The 22,438-nt window shown below is 68.9% G+C and carries 23 protein-coding genes; 17 read left to right on the plus strand and 6 right to left on the minus strand.

Going from position 1 to position 22,438, the window contains the following annotated elements; all coding sequences use genetic code 11:
• Window positions 1–143 precede the first annotated feature (143 nt).
• The gene (locus D0D37_RS39765) at window positions 144–932 is read right to left on the minus strand and encodes a crotonase/enoyl-CoA hydratase family protein (RefSeq protein ID WP_116205737.1); all 789 of its coding nucleotides are present in this window, start codon (window positions 930–932) and stop codon (window positions 144–146) included.
• A 65-nt stretch (window positions 933–997) separates the two neighbouring features.
• Here D0D37_RS39765 and D0D37_RS39770 point away from each other — a divergent pair, with 65 nt between their 5' ends.
• Window positions 998–2,593: an acyl-CoA synthetase gene (locus tag D0D37_RS39770; RefSeq protein WP_208720452.1), complete on the plus strand. Its 1,596-nt coding sequence runs from the start codon at window positions 998–1,000 to the stop codon at window positions 2,591–2,593.
• An 8-nt stretch (window positions 2,594–2,601) separates the two neighbouring features.
• On the plus strand, window positions 2,602–3,708 hold the full coding sequence (locus D0D37_RS39775) for an NAD(P)H-dependent flavin oxidoreductase (RefSeq protein ID WP_116205739.1): 1,107 nt from the start codon (window positions 2,602–2,604) through the stop codon (window positions 3,706–3,708).
• Window positions 3,709–3,711: 3 nt separating this feature from the next.
• On the opposite strand, the gene D0D37_RS39780 is transcribed toward D0D37_RS39775, so the two are convergent.
• On the minus strand, window positions 3,712–4,605 hold the full coding sequence (locus D0D37_RS39780; protein WP_116205740.1) for an alpha/beta hydrolase: 894 nt from the start codon (window positions 4,603–4,605) through the stop codon (window positions 3,712–3,714).
• Window positions 4,606–4,666: 61 nt separating this feature from the next.
• Between D0D37_RS39780 and D0D37_RS39785 the strand changes: the two genes are divergently transcribed.
• The gene (locus D0D37_RS39785) at window positions 4,667–5,128 is read left to right on the plus strand and encodes a MarR family winged helix-turn-helix transcriptional regulator (protein WP_116205741.1); all 462 of its coding nucleotides are present in this window, start codon (window positions 4,667–4,669) and stop codon (window positions 5,126–5,128) included.
• 180 nt (window positions 5,129–5,308) lie between these two features.
• On the opposite strand, the gene D0D37_RS39790 is transcribed toward D0D37_RS39785, so the two are convergent.
• Window positions 5,309–6,115: a S1 family peptidase gene (locus tag D0D37_RS39790; RefSeq protein ID WP_425267016.1), complete on the minus strand. Its 807-nt coding sequence runs from the start codon at window positions 6,113–6,115 to the stop codon at window positions 5,309–5,311.
• Window positions 6,116–6,408: 293 nt separating this feature from the next.
• Entirely contained in the window at window positions 6,409–7,626 is a 1,218-nt protein-coding gene (locus D0D37_RS39795) for an APC family permease (RefSeq protein ID WP_116205743.1), read from the minus strand.
• A 76-nt stretch (window positions 7,627–7,702) separates the two neighbouring features.
• Between D0D37_RS39795 and D0D37_RS39800 the strand changes: the two genes are divergently transcribed.
• From D0D37_RS39800 to D0D37_RS39845, 10 genes are all read left to right on the plus strand, one after another.
• Window positions 7,703–8,479, plus strand: coding sequence for a GntR family transcriptional regulator (locus tag D0D37_RS39800; RefSeq protein ID WP_116205744.1), 777 nt, complete (start codon window positions 7,703–7,705; stop codon window positions 8,477–8,479).
• Window positions 8,480–8,534: 55 nt separating this feature from the next.
• Entirely contained in the window at window positions 8,535–8,915 is a 381-nt protein-coding gene (locus D0D37_RS39805; RefSeq protein ID WP_116205745.1) for a DoxX family protein, read from the plus strand.
• Window positions 8,916–9,020: 105 nt separating this feature from the next.
• On the plus strand, window positions 9,021–10,139 hold the full coding sequence (locus D0D37_RS39810; protein ID WP_116205746.1) for a TIGR03364 family FAD-dependent oxidoreductase: 1,119 nt from the start codon (window positions 9,021–9,023) through the stop codon (window positions 10,137–10,139).
• A complete protein-coding gene (locus D0D37_RS39815) occupies window positions 10,133–10,825 on the plus strand; it encodes a phosphonatase-like hydrolase (RefSeq protein ID WP_116205747.1) in 693 nt (230 codons plus the stop codon). The genes D0D37_RS39810 and D0D37_RS39815 overlap by 7 nt, the downstream gene beginning before the upstream one ends.
• Window positions 10,822–11,856 (plus strand): 2-aminoethylphosphonate ABC transporter substrate-binding protein, encoded by a 1,035-nt coding sequence (locus tag D0D37_RS39820; protein ID WP_116205748.1) that lies wholly within the window; start codon window positions 10,822–10,824, stop codon window positions 11,854–11,856. Before D0D37_RS39815 ends, D0D37_RS39820 begins: the two co-directional genes overlap by 4 nt.
• Window positions 11,853–12,920, plus strand: a complete 1,068-nt coding sequence (locus D0D37_RS39825) for an ABC transporter ATP-binding protein (protein ID WP_116205749.1) — start codon at window positions 11,853–11,855, stop codon at window positions 12,918–12,920. The genes D0D37_RS39820 and D0D37_RS39825 overlap by 4 nt, the downstream gene beginning before the upstream one ends.
• Entirely contained in the window at window positions 12,917–13,780 is an 864-nt protein-coding gene (locus D0D37_RS39830; RefSeq protein ID WP_116205750.1) for a 2-aminoethylphosphonate ABC transporter permease subunit, read from the plus strand. The genes D0D37_RS39825 and D0D37_RS39830 overlap by 4 nt, the downstream gene beginning before the upstream one ends.
• Window positions 13,758–14,555 carry an ABC transporter permease gene (locus tag D0D37_RS39835; protein WP_116205751.1) on the plus strand — a complete coding sequence of 266 codons (798 nt, stop codon included), beginning with the start codon at window positions 13,758–13,760 and terminating at the stop codon, window positions 14,553–14,555. Before D0D37_RS39830 ends, D0D37_RS39835 begins: the two co-directional genes overlap by 23 nt.
• A 75-nt stretch (window positions 14,556–14,630) precedes the next feature.
• Window positions 14,631–15,128 (plus strand): hypothetical protein, encoded by a 498-nt coding sequence (locus D0D37_RS39840; protein ID WP_116205752.1) that lies wholly within the window; start codon window positions 14,631–14,633, stop codon window positions 15,126–15,128.
• Between the two features lie 44 nt (window positions 15,129–15,172).
• Entirely contained in the window at window positions 15,173–15,667 is a 495-nt protein-coding gene (locus D0D37_RS39845) for a hypothetical protein (RefSeq protein ID WP_244223841.1), read from the plus strand.
• A 496-nt stretch (window positions 15,668–16,163) separates the two neighbouring features.
• Here D0D37_RS39845 and D0D37_RS39850 read toward each other — a convergent pair whose 3' ends face one another.
• Both D0D37_RS39850 and D0D37_RS39855 read right to left on the minus strand, forming a co-directional pair.
• The gene (locus D0D37_RS39850; protein ID WP_116205758.1) at window positions 16,164–16,880 is read right to left on the minus strand and encodes an LON peptidase substrate-binding domain-containing protein; all 717 of its coding nucleotides are present in this window, start codon (window positions 16,878–16,880) and stop codon (window positions 16,164–16,166) included.
• Window positions 16,881–16,923: 43 nt separating this feature from the next.
• Window positions 16,924–17,577, minus strand: a complete 654-nt coding sequence (locus tag D0D37_RS39855; protein ID WP_279630357.1) for an NUDIX hydrolase — start codon at window positions 17,575–17,577, stop codon at window positions 16,924–16,926.
• Window positions 17,578–17,712: 135 nt separating this feature from the next.
• On the opposite strand from D0D37_RS39855, the gene nadA reads away from it, so the two are divergent.
• The 4 genes from nadA to D0D37_RS39875 all read left to right on the plus strand — a co-directional run.
• A complete protein-coding gene (nadA, locus tag D0D37_RS39860; protein WP_116205755.1) occupies window positions 17,713–18,723 on the plus strand; it encodes a quinolinate synthase NadA in 1,011 nt (336 codons plus the stop codon).
• Entirely contained in the window at window positions 18,720–20,369 is a 1,650-nt protein-coding gene (locus tag D0D37_RS39865; RefSeq protein WP_116205756.1) for an L-aspartate oxidase, read from the plus strand. Before nadA ends, D0D37_RS39865 begins: the two co-directional genes overlap by 4 nt.
• Entirely contained in the window at window positions 20,366–21,259 is an 894-nt protein-coding gene (gene nadC, locus D0D37_RS39870) for a carboxylating nicotinate-nucleotide diphosphorylase (RefSeq protein WP_116205757.1), read from the plus strand. Before D0D37_RS39865 ends, nadC begins: the two co-directional genes overlap by 4 nt.
• 62 nt (window positions 21,260–21,321) lie before the next feature.
• A partial coding sequence (locus D0D37_RS39875) for a S8 family serine peptidase (RefSeq protein ID WP_116205759.1) occupies window positions 21,322–22,438 on the plus strand: 1,117 nt, incomplete at its 3' end.

Genomic DNA, 22,438 nt, shown 5'->3' on the forward strand with positions numbered 1-22,438 from the left:
GTGGGTGCCCCGCTGGGCTGCTGGGTGGGTGTGGTGGCTGGGTGGGGTGCTGAAAGTCCGTGAGGGGAACCCTGAGGGACTCAGAGTCCCTCAGGGTTCCCCTCACGGACGGTGGCCAGCGGACGTGCGTCAGCGGACGGTGGTCAGCGGCCTTGGAAGTTGGGCTTTCGTTTTTCGGTGAAGGCTTTGGGGCCTTCTTTTGCATCCGTGGAGGCGAAGACTTCGATGCCGTACTTGGCGTCCAGTTTGAAGGCTTCTTCCTCGTGCATGGCCTCGGTGTCGCGGATGGTCTTGAGGATCGCGCGTATCGCCAGGGGGCCGTTGTCGTTGATCAGGTTAGCGAGTTCTAGCGCGCGAGCCAGCGCTTGACCGTCGGGGACGACGTGGCCTACCAGGCCGATGTCGCGCGCCTCCTTGGCGGTGATGTGCCGGCCGGTGAGGAGGAGGTCGGCGGCGACGGTGTACGGGATTTGCCTGGGCAGCCGCACGGCCGAACCGCCCATCGGGAACAGGCCCCAGCGGGGTTCGGAGACGCCGAACTTCGCGCTTTCCGCGGCCACTCGGATGTCGGTGCCCTGCAGGATTTCCGTGCCGCCCGCGATGGCTGGGCCTTCGACGGCGGCGATGAGCGGTTTCGTCAGGCGGCGGCCCTTCAGCAGGCCTTCGATGCGGCTCGGGTCGAAGGAGCCGTTCGAGAACGACTTGTCGGGGGCGTTGCGGGACATGGACTTCAGGTCCGCGCCCGCGCAGAACGCGTCGCCGGCGCCGGTCAGGACGCAGCTGCGCACCTGGTCGTCCGAATCTACTCGATCCCAGGCCTCGACCATGATCGAAAGCATCTCGCCGGTGAGGGCGTTGCGGGCTTCCGGGCGGTTCATCGTCACCACGAGCGTGTGGCCTTCGAGGCTGACGAGTGCGTGGGGTTCGGCCACCGGGGCCTCCTTAATAACGGGCCGGGGTCATTGCCCAGAACGATAACATGTTCTACTTTGGGTGCGTGGCACTCAACATCGCGGATCTACTCGAGCACGCCGTCGACGCCGTGCCGGAACGCGTCGCGGTCGTGTGCGGCGGACGCCAGGTCACCTTCGCGCAACTGGAGAAGCGCGCGAACCGGCTGGCGCACCATCTGGCCGCGCACGGCGTGGGACCCGGCTCCCACATCGGTGTCTATTCCCGGAACTCCATCGAGGCACTGGAAGTCATGTTCGCCGCGTACAAGCTGCGCGCGATCGCGGTGAACGTGAACTACCGCTACGTCCACGGAGAACTCCGCTATCTGTTCACCAACGCCGACCTGGTGGCGCTGGTGCACGAGCGGCGTTACTCCGACCGGGTGGCTGCGGTGCTTCCGGAAACGCCAAAACTGAAACACGTTGTAGTCGTCGAGGACGGTTCGGACACCCCGTACGAGACGGGCGTCGAGTACGAGGCGGCGCTCGAGGGCGAGTCGGACGAACGCGACTTCGGCGAGCGCAGCGCCGACGACCTGTACATCCTCTACACCGGCGGCACCACCGGTTATCCCAAGGGCGTGCTGTGGCGGCACGAGGACATCTGGCGCGCGCTGGGCGGCGGAATCAACTTCGTCACCGGCGAGTACGTGCCCGACGAGTGGACGCTCAGCGAACAAGGCAAATCCGGTTCGCTCGTGCGCCTGCCCGCCGCGCCGCTGATCCACGGAGCAGCGCAATGGGCCGCGTTCGGCGCGTTGTTCACCGGCAGCCCGGTGGTGTTCGTCCCGCAGTTCGACGCGCACGACGTGTGGCGTGCGGTGCAGGAACACAAGGTGCAGGTGCTGACGATCGTCGGCGACGCGATGGCTCGGCCGCTCGTGGATGCGTACCGCGCCGGCGATTACGACGCGTCGTCGCTGGTCGCGGTGTCGAGCCACGCGGCGTTGTTCTCGCATTCGGTGAAGCAGGAAGTGCTGGAGCTGCTGCCGAACGTCGTGATCACCGACGCGATCGGTTCGTCGGAGAGCGGGTTCACCGGAATCGGCATGGTAGGCAAGGATTCCGATCACACCGCGGGCCCTCGGGTGAACTTCGGCAAGGACGCCATCCTGCTGGACGACGACGGGAAGCTGGTCGAACCGAAGCCCGGCGCGATCGGGCTGATCGGCCGCCGCGGCCACGTCCCGATCGGCTATTACGGCGATCCGGAGAAAACCCGCACTATTTTCACCGAAGTGGACGGCGTCCGTTACGTCGTGCCCGGCGATTACGCGCGCTACGAGGAAGACGGCACGGTTACGTTGCTGGGCCGAGGATCGCAGTGTGTGAACACCGGCGGTGAAAAGGTGTATCCGGAAGAAGTCGAGGGCGCGCTGAAATCGCACCCGGACGTTTTCGACGCACTGGTCATCGGCATCCCGGACGACCGGCTCGGCCAGCGCGTCGCCGCCGTCGTCCAGCCTCGACCCGGCGTACAGCCGGATCTGGCCGCGCTGGAAGCGCACGTGCGGACCGAGGTCGCCGGATACAAGGTGCCGCGAACGGTGTGGCTGGCCGAGGAAATCGGCCGCTCGCCGAGCGGCAAGCCGGATTATCCGTGGGCCCAGCGGTACGCCGCCGAACACGAACCCGCCTAGGAGGGCGCATGCGCACATCGTTGTGCGACCGGTTCGGCATCGAGGTGCCGATCTTCGGATTCACCCCGTCGGAACACGTCGCGGCCGCGATCAGCCGCGCGGGCGGCATGGGCGTGCTGGGCTGCGTCCGGTTCAACGACGCCGCCGAACTCGACGCGGTGCTGTCCTGGATGGACGACAACACCGACGGAAAGCCTTACGGCGTCGACATCGTGATGCCGGCGAAGATCCCTTCCGAAGGCACTCAGACGGACCTGAACGAGCTGATCCCGCCGGGCCACCGGGCGTTTGTCGATAAAGTGCTGAAGGACCTCGCGGTCCCGCCCCTGCCCGACGACACCGACGAACGCGCCGGTGTCCTCGGCTGGCTGCATTCGGTCGCCCGGTCCCATGTGGACGTCGCGCTGAACCACCGGATCAGCCTGATCGCCAACGCACTGGGCTCGCCTCCGACCGACGTCATCACCCGCGCCCACGACGCGGGCGTCCCGGTCGCGGCCCTCGCCGGAAAGGGCTCACACGCGGCTCGCCATGTCGACAACGGCGTGGATCTCGTTGTCGCGCAAGGACACGAGGCAGGCGGCCACACCGGCGAAATCGCGACCATGGTGCTGGTCCCGGAAATCGTGGACGCAGTCGGCGACCGCGCCCCGGTGCTGGCAGCCGGAGGAATCGGCTCCGGCCGCCAGGTCGCCGCCGCGCTGGCCTTGGGCGCGTCGGGCGCGTGGATGGGCTCGTACTGGCTCGCGACGGAGGAATACCTCCAGACGATGCCGGAATCGGAGGCGATGCAGAACGCTTTGGTGGAGGCGACTTCCGCGGACACCGTCCGGACCCGGATCTACACGGGCAAGCCCGCACGCCTGCTGAAAACCCGCTGGACGGAGGCCTGGGCAGCGCCGGGCGCGCCGGAACCGCTGCCGATGCCGTTGCAGAACCTGCTGGTTTCCCACGCGCACAACCGAATCCACGCCGCCGCGGACCCTTCGGTGGTGTCGATGCCGGTGGGCCAGATCGTCGGCAGGATGAACCGGGTCCGCCCGGTGGCCGAGGTGATGGCGGATCTGGTGCAGGGGTTCGAGGAGACGGTTTCCCGGTTGGACAAGATCCGCTGAGATTCAGGCGAGGCGCTGCCTGATGAAGAGAGCGGCCCGGTCAAGGGCTTGCCCTGCTTCGTCGAGCGTGTCGGTGAAGGCTTGGAAGACGTGCGGGACGTCGGCGGTGATGTCGAGGATCACGTCGATGTCCGCGTCTCGCGCGCGTTCTGCCAGTCGGACCGAATCGTCCAGCAGGATTTCGTTCGTGCCGACCTGCAGCAGGATCGGCGGGAAGCCGGTCAGGTCTGCGTGGACTGCCGGGGCAAGGAGCGGCTGGGCCGGATCCGCGCCGCCCAGGTACAGCTCGCCGGTGTGGCCCATGCTTTCCCTGGTGAAGAAGGGATCGACGCCTTCCTTCGTCTCCATGGACGCTCCGGTGCGGGTGTGATCGAGCCCGGGCGAGAACGCGACGAGTCCGGCGGGCATCGGCAGCCCTGCGTCGCGGGCGGCCAGGGTCGTGGTCACGGTGAGGCCGCCGCCTGCGGAGTCGCCGGCGAAGACGATCGAGGACGGGTCGTTGTCGTCCAGGAGGCTTCGGTAGGCGGCGAGGCAGTCTTCGATCGCGGCTGGGAACGGGTGCTCGGGCGCGAGCCGGTAGTCCAGCGAGAGCGCGCGGATTCCGGTGCGCAGGACCAGGTTCGCGGTCAGCGCCATCGCGGTGTGCGGCGAGCCCAGCGAGAACGATCCGCCGTGGAAATACAGGATCGTGCCCGGTCGCGGGTCTCTTGGCGGTTCGACGAGGACAGCTGGTCGCCCGGCCAGCGTGGCCGGAGTTTCCCGATGCTCGGCGGGGACGGGGTACTTGCTCATCAACGCGGCGAACCCGGCCCGCATCTGGTCGATCGACGGCGCTTCGGGTCCCTCCGGCGCCTGCTGAAGCTTCTCGTCTAACGCGCGGCGTTGTTCCCTGCTCATCTGCTCTCCTGAAGATTCTGCGGAAGTATATTCCGAGGCATGTAATGTTAGACTATATGCCGTGGAAGGTACTTCGGCAAACGAGCAGCTCTTCGACCATCTGGTGCGCTGCGAGACCCGGATCTACAACGCGCTGGGGGAGCGGCTCAAGGCCGAGCACGGGATTGTCGCGTCGCAGTTCGAGTTCCTGCGGTATCTGGGGCGGCATCCGCAGTCGCGGGTCGCGGACATGGCGGTGAACTTCGCCATCGGGATCGGCGCGACCAGCAAGGGCATCGACCGGCTCGAGGCGCGCGGATGGGTGCGCCGGGTGCCGAATCCCGAGGACCGGCGGTCGTCGCTGGTCGAGTTGACGTCGAGCGGACGGGAGCTGGCGGGGGCGGCGGAGGAGACTTTCCGGGCGCAGCTCGAGGTGTTGATCGGCTCGGTGGTGGGCGAGGAGCAGGTCGAGACGGTGATTTCGGTGCTGGCCGTGCTGCGGGAGGCGTTGGAGGAGCGGAACGTCGGGCTTCCGGCGGGTTAGCCGGGCGATGGCTTGCGCGCCGTCGGGCTGTGGTCATGCTCGCGGGGGTGAGGTGCGGGCAGTCTTTCGAGCTGACTGTGTCACTGAGGTTGGCGGGCGAAGTCGCCGATCCGGGGAAACGCCGCACAAGCCGGGTGCGGAACCCCAGCGGAGTTCCGCACCCGGCTCGGCGAACGGGGGTCAGATCTTCCCGGCCGCCGCGGCGATGTCCGACGCGAACGAACTCACCTCGGTGTACACGCCGGGCGCGTGGGCCCGGGCGCAGCCGTCGCCCCAGCTGACGATGCCTACCTGGATCCATTCGCCTGCTCCGTCGCGGCGGAACATCGGGCCGCCGGAGTCGCCCTGGCAGGTGTCGACTCCGCCGGTGTCGAGCTTGCCCGCGCACAGTTCCGCGTCCGGCTTCAAGTCTGCGTAGTCGCCGCCCTGGGACTGGCACGTCGAGTCGTCCACGAACGGGACCTCGGCCTTCAGCAGGTAGCGCTGCTGAGCCCCGCCTTCCTTCGCCGCGCCCCAGCCGGCGATGGTGAACGTGCCGGAGTTGTTGTCGGCATTCTTCGCGATCGGCAGCGTCGGGACGCCGCTCACCGGGCTCGCCAGCTTGATCAACGCCCAGTCGCCGCCGGTGGAGTCGTACGTCGGGGAGCGGTAGACGTAGGTCGAGCGCACCTTTTTGGCGCTCGAGCTTTGCAGGTCGACCACGCCGAGCGTCGCGGTGATCGACGAGTCCGCGCCGGTGCGGTCAACACAGTGCGCGGCGGTCAGCACGATCTGGTTCGTGTACAGCGCGCCGCCGCAGCCCATCGAAAGCCGGACCATCCACGGGAATTCCCCCTGACTGGCGCGAGTTCCTCCGACGACCTGAGGCTCCGCGCCCGGCGACGGCGTCGACGCCACGGCGGGCGTCGCGAACCCGGCCGCGGCGGCGAGTGCTGCCGCGCCTGCCAGAATTCGGGTGAGCATGCTGAAGTTTCTCTTGTCGGCCAAGGGGATTGTCCTTCCGGTGTCCACTGTGGAGCTTCCGCTCCCGGGGCGGGGAGGTGTCGTGCGGTGACGAACCGACTACACCAGAGCAGCGGTAAGCGGACAACCAACTTTCTTCGGATCTTTGGGATTCTTCACCGGATCCGGAAGATTTCACCCTGTTGCGCAGTAGTTAAAAGCGCCCTTGACCTGGGGATGTGCCGTTATCGGAGCAATCGCGCCGAAGCGGAGCGAGGGGGACTTTCGCGCACCGGATGCGGCACCGCGGGCCGGAACCCTTGCCGGAAAACAAAAACTCAGCGCGCGACCGCTCGGCGACGCACGAAATACGCCACCACGCCCAGCCCCAGCACCAAACACCCGCTGAGCACCGAAGCGATCGGCAAGCTGAACGCCAGCACCGCACACCCCGCCAACCCGCCAGCCGCGACCACCTTCGGCGCGGCCCCTTCGTCTCGGCGAAGCGTCAACGCGGAAGCGTTCGCCACCGCGTAATAAGCGAGCACCGCGAAGGACGAAAACCCGATCGCACCACGCAAATCCGTCGTCGTGGCCAACACTGCGACCACCGCGCCAACCGTCAGCTCGGCCCGGTGCGGCACCGAAAACCGAGGATGCACCGCAGCCAAGAACCGCGGCAGATGCCCGTCCCGCGCCATCGCAAGCGTCGTCCGCGAAACGCCCAACACGAGCGCCAGCAAAGATCCCAACGCGGCCACCACGGCACCGGCCCGAACAACTGGCGACAGCCACGGCACGACGGAAGCGAGCGGATCGGGACTCGCGCCGATCCCGTCTGGCCCCAACGTCACCAGCAGCACCACCGCCACCACGGCGTACACGACGAGAGTCAGTCCTAAAGCGAGCGGAATCGCCCGCGGAATCGTGCGAGCCGGATCCCGGACTTCCTCGCCGAGAGTGGCCAGCCGGGCGTAACCGGCGAACGCGAAGAACAGCAATCCGGCCGCTTCGAGCACTCCACCGCCGTGAAAAGGAGCCCAGGGGGAAACGTGCGTTCCGGAAAAACCAAAAACCGCGACCAGAGTGAGCACCACGAGGGTGAGGCAAACGATCACCCGAGTCGCCAACGCAGATCGGTGCACGCCGAGGTAATTCACGCCGGTGACCAAGCCGATCACGCCCACCGCGAGCAAGCTCCGCCAAGGCTGGCCCAGACCAGGGGCGGCATAAGCGACAACGGTCAACGTCATCGCCGCGCAACTCGCCGTTTTCCCGGCGACGAAACCCCAACCCGCGATGTATCCCCAAAATTCACCTAGCCGAGCGCGCCCGTACACGTACGTGCCACCGGATTCCGGATACAGCGCGGCAAGCCGGGCGGAAGAAGTCGCGTTGCAGTAGGCGACTAAGGCAGCGACGGCAAGAGCGGGCAGCAATCCCGAACCCGCGGCACGCGCAGCGGGAGCGAACGCGGCGAAAACACCGGCGCCGATCATCGAACCAAGTCCGATGAATACGGCGTCGGCGAGGCCTAACCGGCGGGCCAAAGGCATTGCGGGGGTCCTCCCGTGGGGTCAGTTCGCGAGACAGCGAACCACGCGCCCCGCGTCTGGCATAGGCTCGGGTCTCGTGCCCACGTCTTCGCCGCTGTCCCGCCTGTCCGCCGACGGACCGGTCCGCGACGGCATCCCGGATCACGGCCGAGTGCCGCGCTACTACGCCGTGAAGGTCGAACTGCTGGCCGTCATCGCCGAATTGGGCGAAGGCAGTGCGCTCCCCACGGAACGCGAACTGTGCGAGCGGTTCGAGGTATCCCGCGCGACGGTCCGGCAGGCGGTGGGCGAACTGGTCCTCGAAGGCAGGCTGTCGCGGCGGCAGGGGAGCGGCACGTACGTCGCCGCGCCGAAGCTCGTCCAGCCGCTCGCGCTCGTCAGCTACACCGAAGGCCTGCGCCGCCAAGGCATCCGGCCCGGCCGCACGCTGATCACGCTCGAACGCCGTGCGGCAGGCACCGGATTGGCCGCCGACCTGCAGATCGAACCGGCCGCCGAGGTGATCCACCTGGAACGCGTCCTGCTCGCCGACGACGAGCGCGTCGGCCTGGAATCGACCTTCCTCCGCGCCGACAAGTTCCCCACGCTGCCCGAGGACTTCGACCCGGAGCAGTCGCTGTACGCATTCCTGCGCGACGAACTGGGCGTGGTCTTCGAAGGGGCCGAGGAACGCGTCGAGACCGTGCTCGCGACACCTCGCGAAGCACTGCTCATCGGCACGAATCCGGCGCTGCCGATGCTGCTGATGCACCGCGTGTCGTGGGGTCCGGACGACGAGCCGTTCGAGCGGGTCCGGTCGCTCTACCGCGGCGACCGGCTGAGTTTCGTCACGCGACTGAACCGCGTCGAGTAGCTGTCACATCCGGTCCCGCCGGTTCGTTCCCTCCGCATCGAACGGAGGGACAACCATGGAAATCGCACTGTGGACCGCCCAGGCGGCGCTGGCCCTGCTCTTCGCCCTGTCCGGCGTGCTGAAGTCGACGATGTCGCGGGAGCGGCTGCTCGAGACCGGGCAAAGCGGGGTGGCCGCGTATCCGATGCCGGTCGTGCGCTTCGCCGCGATCTGCGAACTCGCCGCGGTGCTCGGCCTGATCCTGCCGAGGCTGACCGGGATCGCCCCGGCGCTCACCGGGTGGGCGGCGGTCGGCCTGGCGGTGGTGATGGCCGGCGCGATGGCGGGGCACTTCCGGCTGGCCGTCACCGAGCATCGGCCGTCGGAGTACCGCAACGTCGCGGCCAATGTCGTGATCCTGGCGGTTTGCGTGTTCGTCGCCGCGGGCCGCCTGTGAAGATAACAGAACGGTAACTCATCCGGTCCAATATTCGAAGCTGCTTCACCTGGCGTTCCCCGTGCCGACAGGCTCCGTTGAGCGCGAGCGGCGACTGTTGCGGCCGTGCGAATCATCATCGTTGGCGGCGGCGTGCTCGGCACCCAGCACGCCTGGCAGGCCGTGGAACGCGGCCATGAAGTCCTCCAGCTCGAACGCGAGCCCGAGGCGCGCGGAGCGTCCGTCCGGAACTTCGGGCTGGTGTGGGTCGGCGGCCGCGCTGCCGGTCCGGAGCTGGAGACGGCGGTGCGCGCCCGGGAACTGTGGGAACGGATCGGCGAACGCGTCCCCGCGCTGGGTTTCCGGCCGAACGGCTCGCTGACAGTCGTCCGGACCGACGCCGAGTTGGCCGTCGCGCAGGAGGTCGTCGCTGGTCCGGAGGCGGCTGAGCGCGGCTTCAAACTCCTCGACCCGAAGGAGACCCGGGCGCTGAACCCGGCTCTGCGCGGCAACTTCGCCGGCGCGTTGTGGTGCGAGCGCGACGCGGCGGTCGAACCGCGGACCGCGCAGCCTGCGCTCCGCGAAGCACTCAAAGCGAGCGGCCGTTACCAGTGGCTGCCGGGCCGCGAGGCGCGGAACCTGACCGAAAACGGCGTCGTCGACGACCACGGCGAGCGCCACGAAGGCGACGTCGTGGTGTTCTGCACCGGCGCGTGGCTCGGCGGGCTGGTCCGCGAGATCGCGGGCGAGATCCCGGTGCGGCGGGTCCGGCTGCAGATGGCGCAGACCGAACCGCTGGACGAGCCGTTGCCCACGAGCGTCGCGGACGGCGACAGCTTCCGGTACTACCCGGCCTACCGAGGCACCGCGCTCGACGCGATGAACGAAGGCCAGCCGCAGGGCGAAATCGCCGCGCAGAACGCGATGCAGTTGCTGATGGTGCAGCGTCGCGACGGCTCGCTCACGATCGGTGACACGCACGAGTACGCGCAGCCGTTCTCCTTCGACGTCACCGAAGACCCGTACGAACACCTCGCCGAAGTGGCGAGCGCGTTGCTCGGCCGTCCGCTGCCGCGCATCCAACGTCGCTGGGCTGGCGTCTACGCGCAGGCCACCGACCAGGCTGCGGTCGTGCACCGGGAACGGTTGGCCGACAACGCTTTCCTCGTCACCGGACCCGGTGGCCGGGGGATGACCTGCTCGCCCGCAATCGCCGAAGACACCGCAAAGGAGCTGGGCTGGTGACCACCGAACTCGTCGTGCTCGACATGGCCGGAACCACCGTCGCGGACGACGGACTGGTCGAACGTGCTTTCACCGCGGCGATCGCGGCTGCCGGAGTGTCCGAAGAGGACGAACGGTACGCCGGAATGCTGGACTACGTCCGGGAAACCATGGGCCAGTCGAAGATCACCGTGTTCCGCGCACTGCTCGGCGACGAAGACCTCGCCCAGCGCGCGAACGCCGAATTCGAAGGCTCGTACGGACGTCTGGTCGCGGCCGGGGAGTGCAAGCCGATCCCCGGTGCCGAAGAAACCATCCGCGGCCTGCGCGAGAAGGGCGTCCGGGTCGCGTTCACCACCGGCTTCGCGCCCACGACTCAGCGCGCGCTGCTCGACGCGCTCGGCTGGAACGACCTCGCCGATCTGGCGCTCGCTCCTGGTGACGGCGTGCGCGGCCGTCCGTATCCCGACCTTGTCCTCGCTGTCGCACTGAAACTGCAGGTCGCCGACGTCCGCAATATCGCGGTCGTCGGCGACACTCCCGCTGATGTCCGCACCGGCCTTGCTGCCGGCGCCGGAATCGTCGCCGGAGTGCTCACCGGCGCCAGCAACCGCGGCGAGTTGGAAGCCGCGCGCGCCACGCATGTTCTCGACTCCGTCTCCGCCCTCCCCGCCGTGCTAGATCTTGAAGGAGCCACCCAGTCATGAGAATCCGGAAAGCGACCGTCGTCGCTCTCGTCGCGACCCTCGCCGGCCTGCTGTCCGCGTGCGGCGGCACGGCGGGCGGCGCGTCCGGCGACCAGACCGTCACCGTGTACACCGCGGACGGGCTCGAGGACTGGTACAACGCCCGGTTCGCCGAGTTCAAGCAGCAGACCGGGATCACCGTTCAGGCGGTCACCGCCGGTTCGGCCGAGGTCGTTTCGCGCGTGGGCAAGGAAAAGGCCAACACCCAGGCCGACGTCCTCGTGACGCTCCCGCCGTTCGTGCAGCAGGCGGCGAAAGAAGGCCTGCTCGCGACGTCCGCGCCGAAGGGCGTCGACCAGGTCCCGGCCGCGCAGAAGGACCCGCAGGGCCGCTACTACGCACTGATGAACAACTACCTCAGCTTCATCTACAACCCGAAGCAGGCGAACCCGGCTCCGAAGAGCTGGAACGACCTGCTCGACGCGAAGTACAAGGGCAAGCTCCAGTACTCCACGCCCGGCGAGGCGGGCGACGGCACCGCGGTGCTGCTGCAGGCCCAGCACGTCTTCGGCGACCAGGGCGCGCTCGAATACCTCGGCAAGCTGCAGGCGAACAACGTCGGGCCGTCGTCGTCCACCGGCAAGCTGCAGCCGAAGGTCGCGAAGGGCGAGGTGCTCGTCGCCAACGGGGACCTGCAGATGAACCTCGCCGAGATCGACAAGAGCGGCGGGTTCTCGGTGTTCTTCCCAGCCGATGCGCAGGGAAAGCGTTCCACCTTCGCGCTGCCGTACTTCGCCGGCCTGGTCAACAACGCGCCGCACGCGGACAACGCCCGCAAGCTGCTCGACTTCCTGTTCTCGCCGGAAATCCAGGCGAAAGCCAGCGACGCGTACGGCATCCCGGCCCGCTCCGACGTCAAGCCGCAGGGCCCGAAGGCGGAGAAGATCACCGCCGCGATGTCCGGAGTGGACATTTGGACCCCGGACTGGAACTCCGTCTTGGGCCGTCTCGACGCCGACCTCGCCGCGTACCGGAAGGCCACCGGACAGTGACTCCGGCAGTAGAGTTCCGCGGCGTATCCGTCCACTTCGGAGCGACGCAAGCGCTTGCCCCGCTGGACCTCTCGGTAGCGCGCGGCGAAACGCTGGCGTTGCTGGGACCGTCCGGCTCCGGCAAGTCGACCGCGCTCAAGGCGCTCGCCGGGTTCCTCCGGCCGAGCGCCGGACGAGTGCTGCTCGACGGCCAGGACGTCACCGACCTGCCGCCGCATCGGCGTGGTCTCGGCGTAGTGGTGCAGAGCTACGCGCTCTTCCCGCACCAGCGCGTCGCCGACAATGTCGCGTTTGGACTGAAGGCGCGGAAGATGCGCCGTGCGGACGTGACGCAGCGGGTCGGCGAAGTGCTGGAACTGGTCGGGATGAGCGAGTACGCGCGCCGTTATCCCCGTGAACTGTCCGGCGGGCAGCAGCAGCGGGTCGCATTGGCGCGTGCGCTGGCGATTCGGCCGAACGTGCTGCTGCTCGACGAGCCACTGTCCGCATTGGACGCTGCGTTGCGCGAGGACATGGTCGCGGAGCTGCTGCGGCTGCGCGCCGAATTGCCGGACACCACGCTGATCTACGTCACGCACGACCAGAGCGAAGCCCTCGCGCTCGCCGACCGGATCGCCGTGCTGCGCGATTCTCGGCTGGTCGAACTCGGTCCGTGCGAACAGCTCTACCGCCGCCCGGCCACCGAGTTCACCGCGAGCTTCCTCGGTGCGGCGAACCTGATCCCGGTCGAACTGGTGCGCGCGGACGGCTCGGTCGCCACAGTCCGGCTGGCTGGCCGTGAGCTGTCCGCCGAACCGTCCGGCACGCTCCAGCCGGAACGGCCGGTGGCGCTCGGCGTGCGGCCGCACCGGATTTCGGTCGGCGAACCCGGGCCGGACACCTTTCCGGCGCTCGTGCGCGGCGTGCAGTGGCGCGGCTCCGGGTACCGGCTCGACCTGCGGCTCACCGACGAGGTCTGCGACATCCGCGCCGAGGTCCCGGACAGCCCGGTGCTGCCCGCGGTCGGCGATCGCGTCGGAGTGTCCATTCCGGACGGTTGCCCGCTGGTGGGGGTGGGCGGATGACCGGCCTCGCACTCGGCACCGCCGCGCTCGCTCCGTCCCGTCGCGGCACGCGGCCCCGCCGGTACCGGATCGGCTGGCTGCTTCCGCCCGCGATCGTGGTCGCCGGATTCTTCGGCTACCCGCTCGTGCTGGTGATCCTGCAGTCGTTCACCGCGCAGGACGGCAGTTTCGGGCTTTCGGTGTGGACGCAAGTGCTGTCGTCGCCGGAATTCGGCCGCGCGGTGTGGCAGACGGTCTTGCTGGCCTTGGGTTCCACGGTCGGCTGCGTGCTGCTCGGCGGGTTTCTCGCGCTGGTTGTCGCGTTCGTCCCGTTTCCTGGCGCGACGCTGTTGGCCCGGCTGGTCGATACAGTGCTGGCGTTCCCGTCGTTCCTGATCGCACTGGCCTTCACCTTCCTTTACGGTGGTGCGGGAGTCTTTGGCACCGCTGGGTTTCTGTACTCGCCGTGGGGCGTACTGCTCGCCGAGATCACCTTCTACACGCCGTTCGTGATGCGGCCTGCGCTCGCCGCGTTCAGCCAAGTTCCTTCGGCACAGCTGGATGTGGCGGCGAGTCTCGGGGCGCGGCCCGGCCGGGTGCTGTGGCGGGTCGTGCTGCCGGAAGCGTTGCCGTCGCTCGCGTCCGGTGCCTGTCTGGTGCTGCTGTTGACGATGAACGAGTTCGGCATCGTGCTGTTCCTCGGTGCCAAGGGCGTCTCGACGTTGCCGATGCTGGTGTACGGCAAGGGAATCGTCACGTTCGACTTCCCCACCGCGTCCGTGGTCGCGGTGGTGAACGTGGTGCTGTCGCTGGTGCTCTACACGGTTTACCGGCGAGTGGTCGGGAGAGGAGGAGGTCGTGCTGCTGTGGACGCGGCGTAGCCGGTTGCTGGTGTGGCTGGTGTTCGGAGTGGTTTTCCTCGGCGTGGTGGCTGCGCCGCTGGTGATGATCGTGCTGGCGTCGTTCGCCGGGAGCTGGACGGGCGTGCTGCCCAGCGGGCTCACCGGCGCGCATTACGCCGACGCGCTGTCCGGCGAGACGTTCGCGAGCCTGTCGGTGAGCATCCAGACCGGGGTGATCACGTCGCTGGTCTCGGTGGTGATCGGGACCTGGGCGGCACTGGCCGTCGACCACGCGCCGCCGCGGCTGCGCCGGATCGCGGATTCGCTGTTCCACCTGCCGATCGCGGTGCCGTCGGTGGTGCTGGGGCTGGCGTTGCTGGTGGCGTTCAGCCGTCCGCCGGTGGCGTTCAACGGCACGCGCTGGATCGTCCTCGCCGGACACCTGATGATCCTCCTGCCGTTCGCCTACAGCACGGTTTCCGCCGCGCTGCAACGTGTTGATCCGCTGCTCGCGCAGGCCGCGGCGAGTCTCGGGGCGCGACCGTCGCGGGTGCTGCTGCGAGTCCGGTTGCCGGTGCTGCTGCCCGCGATGTCGGCTTCGGCCGGTTTGGCGCTGGCGATGTCGATGGGCGAATTGGGCGCGACGATGATGTTGTACCCGCCGGACTGGCGGACGCTCCCGGCGACCATTTTCACCCTGACTGACCGGGGACAGGTGTTTCTCGCGTCGGCGAGCACGGTGCTGTTGCTGGTGGTGACGCTGGCCGGGGTGGTGCTGCTGGGGCTGGTGCGGGGGAAGGCTTCGGCTCGGTGAAATAGTTTTCGCGCGGGGATGCAACCTCCCGGCCCGCGATTCCGTCCGCGGTGCATGCGGACAACAGGGAAAATCGTGGGAGCGAGCGCGCTGCTGCTGACGGTCGCGGCGTGCGGGAGCAACGGGACTACCGCCGCGCCGGTTTCCTCCGGCCCGGCGTCTAGTTCGGTGTCGGTTTCCTCGCCGCCACCGACCTCTTCTTCTTCGCCGTCGGTTGCGCCGCCTCCGGCGTCGGGGCCGCCGAAGAGCCGTCCGACGCAAGGCGTGCCGCCTGGGGATACTGCGCCTGCTGCTGGGCAGATCAACGCTTCGGCGCTTCCGGCCGGGTATCCGCACGACGTCACGCTCGCTGAGGGCGGCTCGGTTGTGGTGATCCAGGCGGAAGAGGGCGGGTGCGACAAGCTCAGTGCGAAGGCGGGGGAGCAGACGGCTACGCAGGTCGTTGTGCTGGTGACGATTACCAAGGCGCCGCACGGGCAGATGTGCCCGATGCATGTGCGGGAGATTTCGTTGCCGGTTCGGCTTGCCGCGCCGCTGGGCGGCCGTGAATTGGTGTTGCGGCCCGGTCCGTGAAGATCGGGTGCAACCCGCCGCGGCGGTCGGTCCGTCCAGGGAGCATGAGGTACTCGACGAAGCTGATCGGAACGACACGACTGGCAGGCGCGGCACTGGTGCTCACTATGGCGGCCGCGTGCGGCAGCCCGGCGGGCATGGCGAACGCACCAGCGTCCGGGACCGAGACCGCGCCGCCGAGCGGCAGCACCTCGGCGCCGCCGCAGGGCAAACCGCAGTTCAACCCTCCGCAGGGGGCGGTGCGGGTGCCGGACGGCCGAGTGGATGGGGCTGCGTTGCCTAAGACGTTTCCCAAGGAGGTTTATTCGGACAACGGGGGGACTGTGCTCGTGGTGCGGGCTGAGGAAGGGGGGTGTGGGCATGCTCTTGGGGAGGCTGTCGAGCAGACTCCGCAGAAGGTGGTGGTGGATTTGAGCGAGACCAAGGCGCAGACCGGGCAGATGTGCACGATGGATTTGCGGCATCCGGTGATTTCTGTGCCTTTGGGGGCTCCGTTGGGGGAGAGGACTGTGGTTTTGAAGCAGTCTGCTCCTCGGTAACCGTGCTGCCGGATGACTTCGTCGGGGGGTTATTCGGCTCGTCGCCTGGCGGCGACATTGCGCACGGGGGTTGCGGCGGGGCACCCCGAAGCTGATTGTGCTGACGGTCTGGGGGTGCTTGTCAAGGCGGGAAAGATGCCTTGACAAGCACCCCCAGACCGCAGGGAAGGCTTCGTATCGGGGTGCGGGGGTGGTGTGGGTGCCTCGTACGTTGGGTGCATTGGTGCGGTTGGCGGGTGGTCCGTGAAGGGCTCCTTGAGGGAATTAGATTCCCTCAAGGAGCCCTTCACGGACTGCTGCGGGTCGTGAGGGGAACCCTGAGGGACTCTGAGTCCTTGAAGGTGGCCCTCACGGACGGTCGCGGGTCGTGAGGGGAACCCTGAGGGACTCTGAGTCCTTGAAGGTGGCCCTCACGGACGGTCGCGGGTCGTGAGGGGAACCCTGGGGGACTCTGAGTCCTTGAAGGTGGCCCTCACGGACAACTGGCCCCGGGGGGCTAGTTCAGGTCTGCGGGTTTGGTGAAGGTCGCCAGTTCGGTGGGGGGCAGGGGGACCGCTCCTAGGGTTTCCAGGAAGCCTGCTTCTCTGGTCAGCAGGCGGCACACTATGCGCAGGCGGCGCAGCGGGTGCGTTTCCTCCAACAGCAGCTGGCGGTCTTCCAGCGGGAGCAGGCAGTCCGCAGCCAACTGGTAGGCGAGTTCGCCCAGGTCGGCGTCGTCGTGCGGTGGGTGCCAGTCGTCTGCGTGCCAGGCGGCTTCGCAGTATCGCTCGTGTGCGGCTCGGGCTACCTTGGCCAGTTGGCGGGCGGTTGGTTCCGCGGGGGTGGGGACTGGGTCGTCGGGGAGCCAATCCACCACTGCCATCAGGTACGGCGCGGAGGCTCGGTGCAGTTCGCGCAGGCGGAAGCGGCGGGCGGCTCGGGTGACTACGTCGTAGCGGCCGTCCGGGAGGCGTTTTGCTTCGCGCAGGATCGTGCTGCAGCCGACGGGGTACACGTGGTCCAAACCACTGACCTCGCGGACAAGCGGGGCGCGCAGGGCGACGACGCCGAACTCGTGTTCTGGGACATTGCCGGTGACGAGGTCCGCGGTGAGCTGCCGGTAGCGCGGTTCGAAGATGTGCAGCGGCAGGTGAGTACCGGGAAGCAGCACTGTCTGCAACGGGAACAACGGCAGGGTCGCCGTCCCGCTGGGGCACTGCTCTGGCTCGGTCACGCGCTCCACGGTACGGGCTGCGGAGCACTGCCGCAGTTCGTGTTTACCGCCGCGGAGGGGGCTTCAGGACCGCGAAAGGGTCGGTGATGTGCATGTCTTTCGCGGCAAAGGAGAACAGCGCCGCAGGTCGTCCGCCTGCGCGGCCGGGGGCTGCGGTGTGCCCGGTGGGGACCAGCAGGCCGCGCCGTTGGAGCACGCGTTGCAGGTTCGTCGCGGACACTTTGTAGCCGAGTGCGGCGGAGTACAAACCGCGCAGTGCGGAGATGGTGAATTCTTCTGGGGCCAGTGCGAAACCCAGGTTGGTGTAGCTCAGTTTCGACCGCAGGCGGTCGCGGGCGCGCAGGACGATCGCCTCGTGGTCGAACGCGGTGCGCGGCAGGGCGTTCACGTCGTGCCACTCGGTGTCTTCGGGGACTGCCGGGTCGACGTCGGAGGGGACCAGGCCCAGGAACGCGGTCGCTACGACGCGTGGGCCGGGGACGCGGTCCGGGGCGCTGAAGACGGCTAGCTGCTCCACGTGCTTCAGCTGACGGACGTCCACTTTCTCCGCGAGCTGGCGGCGGATGGAGGTTTCGACGTCTTCGTCGGGGCGAAGGCGACCCCCGGGGAGCGACCAGCGGCCCAGGTGCGGATCCAGTGCCCGGCGCCACAGCAGCACGCGCAGTGTGTCCGAGCGCACTTGAAGGACTGCCGCCAGAACCTCGTGGGCGAGGGGGGCTCGGGTGTTAAGATGACTTCGCACGGTTTTCGATTGTAAGGCGAAAACCTGGATGAGGCAGAACCGGGATCGAACCGGTTCGCCAGGCCGGCGAAAGTCGAGAGGGCCGAAGACATGACCACCACGCTTGACCAGGATCTGACCCCTTACGGCGGGGTCGAAGCGGACGCCGACTGGGCCGCCCGCGTGCGGGAGTTGGCCCGCAAGCGCGACGCGGTGCTGCTCGCGCACAACTACCAGGTCCCGGAGATCCAGGACATCGCGGACTTCACCGGCGACTCCCTGGCGCTCAGCCGCATCGCGGCCAGCAGCGACGCGTCCACGATCGTCTTCTGCGGCGTGCACTTCATGGCCGAGACGGCGAAGATCCTGGCTCCGGAGAAGACGGTGCTGATCCCGGACGCGCGGGCCGGCTGCTCGCTCGCCGACTCCATCACCGGCGCTCAGCTGCGCGAGTGGAAGGCCGAGCACCCGGGCGCGGTGGTCGTCTCGTATGTGAACACCACAGCCGAGGTCAAGGCCGAGACGGACATCTGCTGCACGTCGTCGAACGCGGTCGACGTCGTCGCTTCCATCCCCGCTGACCAGGAAGTTCTCTTCCTGCCGGACCAGTTCCTCGGTGCGCACGTGAAGCGCGTGACCGGGCGCGAGAACATGCACATCTGGGCCGGGGAATGCCATGTGCACGCCGGGATCAACGGTGCCGAGCTGGCCGCGCGGGCCGAGGAGAACCCGGACGCCGACCTGTTCATCCACCCCGAATGCGGCTGCGCGACCTCGGCGCTTTACCTGGCCGGCGAGGGCGCGGTGGCCCCGGAGCGGGTCAAGATCCTGTCCACCGGCGACATGGTGCACGCGGCGCGCGACACCAAGGCGACCTCGGTGCTCGTGGCGACCGAGATCGGCATGATCCACCAGTTGCGCAAGGCCGCGCCGGAGATCGACTTCCGCGCGGTGAACGACCGGGCCTCGTGCCGGTACATGAAGATGATCACCCCGGCCGCGCTGCTGCGGAGCCTCACCGAGGGCGCGGACGAGGTCCACGTCGACCCGGAGACGGCTTCGCGGGCCCGCGCCTCGGTGCAGCGGATGATCGAGATCGGGCAGCCTGGCGGTGGGGAATGAGCGGCCTAGTTAACGCCGATGAGGCGAAAACCGCACCGGAGCCGCGCTGGGAAGCCCGGGCCGATGTGGTGGTGATCGGCAGCGGCGTGGCGGGGCTGTCGGCGGCATTGCGGGCCCGCGAACTCGGGCTGCACGTGCTGGTCGTGACGAAGGCGGCGGTCGCCGACGGCAACACGCGGTGGGCGCAGGGCGGCGTGGCCGTGGTGCTCGACGGCGAGCGCGACGAGGGCGACACGGTCGAGCAGCACACGGCCGACACGCTCACCGCCGGAGCCGGGATCTGCGACGAGGCCGCGGTGCGGTCGATCGTCGGCGGCGGTCCGGCGGCCGTCACCGAGCTGCGGCACAACGGCGCGGTGTTCGACCACGGTTCGAGCGGGTTGTCGCGGGCTCGTGAAGGCGGGCACAGCGCGTTCCGGGTGATCCACGCGGGCGGCGACGCGACCGGTGCGGAGGTCGAGCGGGCTCTCGTCGCGCAGGCTGGCGAACGGCGGATTCCGGTGCTGGAGCACCACATCGCGGTCGACGCGTTGCGCACGCCGGCGGGCGAGGTGGCCGGGGTGACCGTGCTCGATCGCAACGGGGTGCCGGGTGTCGTGCGCGCGTCTGCGGTGGTGCTGGCGAGCGGCGGGTTCGGGCAGCTGTATCAGGCGACGTCCAATCCGGAGATCGCGACTGGTGACGGGCTGGCACTCGCGCTGCGGGCCGGGGCGACCGTGGCCGACCTCGAGTTCGTGCAGTTCCACCCAACGGTGCTGTACACGCCGGGTGCGCGCGGGCGGTGTCCGCTTGTCACCGAGGCTGTGCGCGGCGAAGGTGCGACGCTCGTGGATGGCGCGGGCGCGTCGGTGATGGCCGGGGTGCATCCGCTAGGTGATCTGGCTCCGCGCGACGTCGTGGCGGCGGCGATCACCCGGCGGCAGTTGCTGGCTCCCGGTGGCATCGACGATCACGTTTTTCTCGACGCCACTGGCATTTCCGGGTTCGCGAAGCGATTCCCGACGGTGCACGCGGCGTGCACAGTGCTCGGGATCGACCCGGCGGTGGACGCGATTCCGGTGACACCCGCGGCGCACTTCGCGTGCGGCGGCGTGGTGGCCACTGTGGACGGACGGTCGAGCGTGCGCGGGTTGTACGCGGCGGGCGAGGTGGCTCGGACCGGTCTGCACGGGGCGAATCGGCTAGCGTCCAACAGCCTTCTCGAAGGGCTCGTCGTGGGGCGGCGTACCGCGGAGGCGGTCGCTGCGGATCTGGCCGCTGGGTTGCTGCCGGATCCGTCGCGAGGCCGGATTCCGGAACGGACGGTCGCGCCGGCGGCGGAACGTGATGTGCTGCAACGGGTGATGAGCCGGTACGCGGCGATCGGCCGGGACGCGGACGGGCTCGCCGCGGCGGGATCGGCGCTCGACTTGTCGACAAAGGACAGTCCGTTGTGGACGCACAGCTCGGTTGAGGACGCGGCGCTCACCGTGGCGGCGCAGGCGTTGCTCGCGGCGGCGGAGCGGCGGACGGAATCGCGGGGATGTCACGTGCGGACGGACTTCCCGGAGCGGGACGAAGGGCTGCGGCGGAGCCAGCTGATCCGGCTGAGCCCGTCGGGACAGCCGGTGCTGGTCGAGGCTACGTCGTTGGAAGGGGTGGCATGAGCGGGGAATTCTCCGAAGCGGTCGTGCGGTCGCTGGTGGTGGACGGGCTGGACGTCGCGGACGTGCGGCGCGTCGTGACCACTGCGCTGGAAGAGGATTTGCGGTACGGGCCGGATGCCACGACGGCGGCCACGGTTCCGGCGGACGCTCGCGCGGTGGCTGAGCTGACGCCGCGCGTCTCCGGTGTCGTGGCCGGGATTCCGGTGGCACTGGCGGTTTTCGACGAGGTGCTCGGCGACGACTACGAGGTGGTCTCGATCCGCGAGGACGGTTCGCCTGCCGTCGCGGGAGAGCCGGTGCTCGTGCTGCGCGGTCCGGTGCGCGGGTTGCTGACCGCGGAGCGCACGGCGTTGAACCTGTTGTGCCTGCTGTCCGGAGTGGCGACGGCGACCGCGGCGTGGGTGTCCGCGATCGACGGAACCGGTGCGGCAGTAAGGGATTCGCGCAAGACGACGCCGGGGTTGCGGCTGCTGCAGAAGTACGCCGTGCGGTGCGGCGGCGGCGTGAACCACCGGATGGGCCTCGGCGACGCGGTGTTGATCAAGGACAACCACGTGGTCGCCGCCGGTTCGGTCGCCGCGGCGCTGGCTGCGGCGCGGGAGCACGCGCCGCAGCTGCCGTGTGAGGTCGAGGTCGACGATCTGGCCCAATTGGACGAGGCGCTGGCCGCCGAGGCGGACGAGGTGTTGCTGGACAACTTCACCCCGGAAGAGTGCGTGAAGGCGGTCGCGCGGCGCGATGAGGTGTCACCGAAAACGCGGCTGGAATCGTCCGGCGGGCTGACGCTCGACCGTGCGCGGCCGTACGCTGAGTCCGGAGTGGACTATCTCTCCGTCGGTGGGCTCACGCATTCCTCGCCCGCTCTCGACCTCGGGATGGACCTGCGATAACCCTGTCGCCGCGGCCCGCTCTCCACTAGAATCTCCTTGTCCGGCAAGGGGAGGGGGCCGCGGTGCGGGGAATTGCCGCCGGAGCGGTGGCTGCGCTCGTGGCGCTCGGCTTGCCCATTACGGCGACGTCGGCCGGGGCGGCCTCGTGCGCGAATCCGTCCGGCCCGTACACCGGGGCGGTGTCCTGGGGGCAGCGGCTGGTGAACCCGCCGCGGCTGTGGGCGCTGACCAGGGGCGAGGGCCAGACCGTCGCGGTGATCGGCACCGGCGTCGACAAGCAGAACGCGCAATTCGGGCCCGGACAGGTGCTCGGCGGCGCGGGCACCGCGGATTCCGACTGCGACGGCCGCGGCACGATCGCCGCGGGCATCGTCGGCGCGCAGCCGGCGAACGAGACCACGTTTACCGGCGTCGCACCCGGCGTGAAGCTGCTTCCCTTGCGCTACACCGAAAGCAACGGTTCGTCCTCGGACGGCGGCGGCGATCCGGGTGCGCTGGCCGGAGCGATCGACACGGCGGTCGACCGCGGCGCGGGAGTGATTCTCGTGGCGGTCCCGGCGGTTTCGGACAGTCCGGCGCTCGGCGCGGCGCTTGAGCACGCGACGTCGCGCGGGGCCGTGGTGATTTCGGCCGCGGCGGCCACTCAGCAAGGGGCGCACACGTATCCGACCGCTTCGAAGGGCGTCCTCGCGGTCGGCTCGACGGACGAGTCCGGCGCGCCGGTGCAGACCGAAGCCGGGGATTACCTCGGAATCGCCGCTCCTGGCGCGAATCTGGTGAGCACGTCGGCGGGCGGCGGGGGCGCGGTCGCGCATCGGTGGCCGATCACCGACCCGAGCCTGGCCGCGGCGTATGTCGCCGGGGTGGCGGCGCTGGTTCGTTCGGCGCATCCGGAGCTTAAGGGCGCGGAGGTGGTGAACCGGTTGATGCTGACCGCTTCCCGTCCGTGGTCCGGGGCGCACGATCCGCGCCGGGGCTGGGGAATGGTCGACGCTTACGCCGCGGTGTCGTCGACGTTGCCCGCTAACGCGCCCGGTCCGAGCGCGGCTGCGGTGCGGTCGGAGTTGCCCGCGGTGGTTCCGGCTGCGGCGGAGGTTCGGCCGCCGTCGGATGTGGCGGCTGGGGTTGTTGCGGTGGGCGGGGTTGCGGTGGCGGCTGCGGCTGGGATTGGGGTGGCGG

The organism is Amycolatopsis circi, assembly GCF_003385235.1.
GTDB classification, from domain to species: Bacteria; Actinomycetota; Actinomycetes; order Mycobacteriales; family Pseudonocardiaceae; genus Amycolatopsis; species Amycolatopsis circi.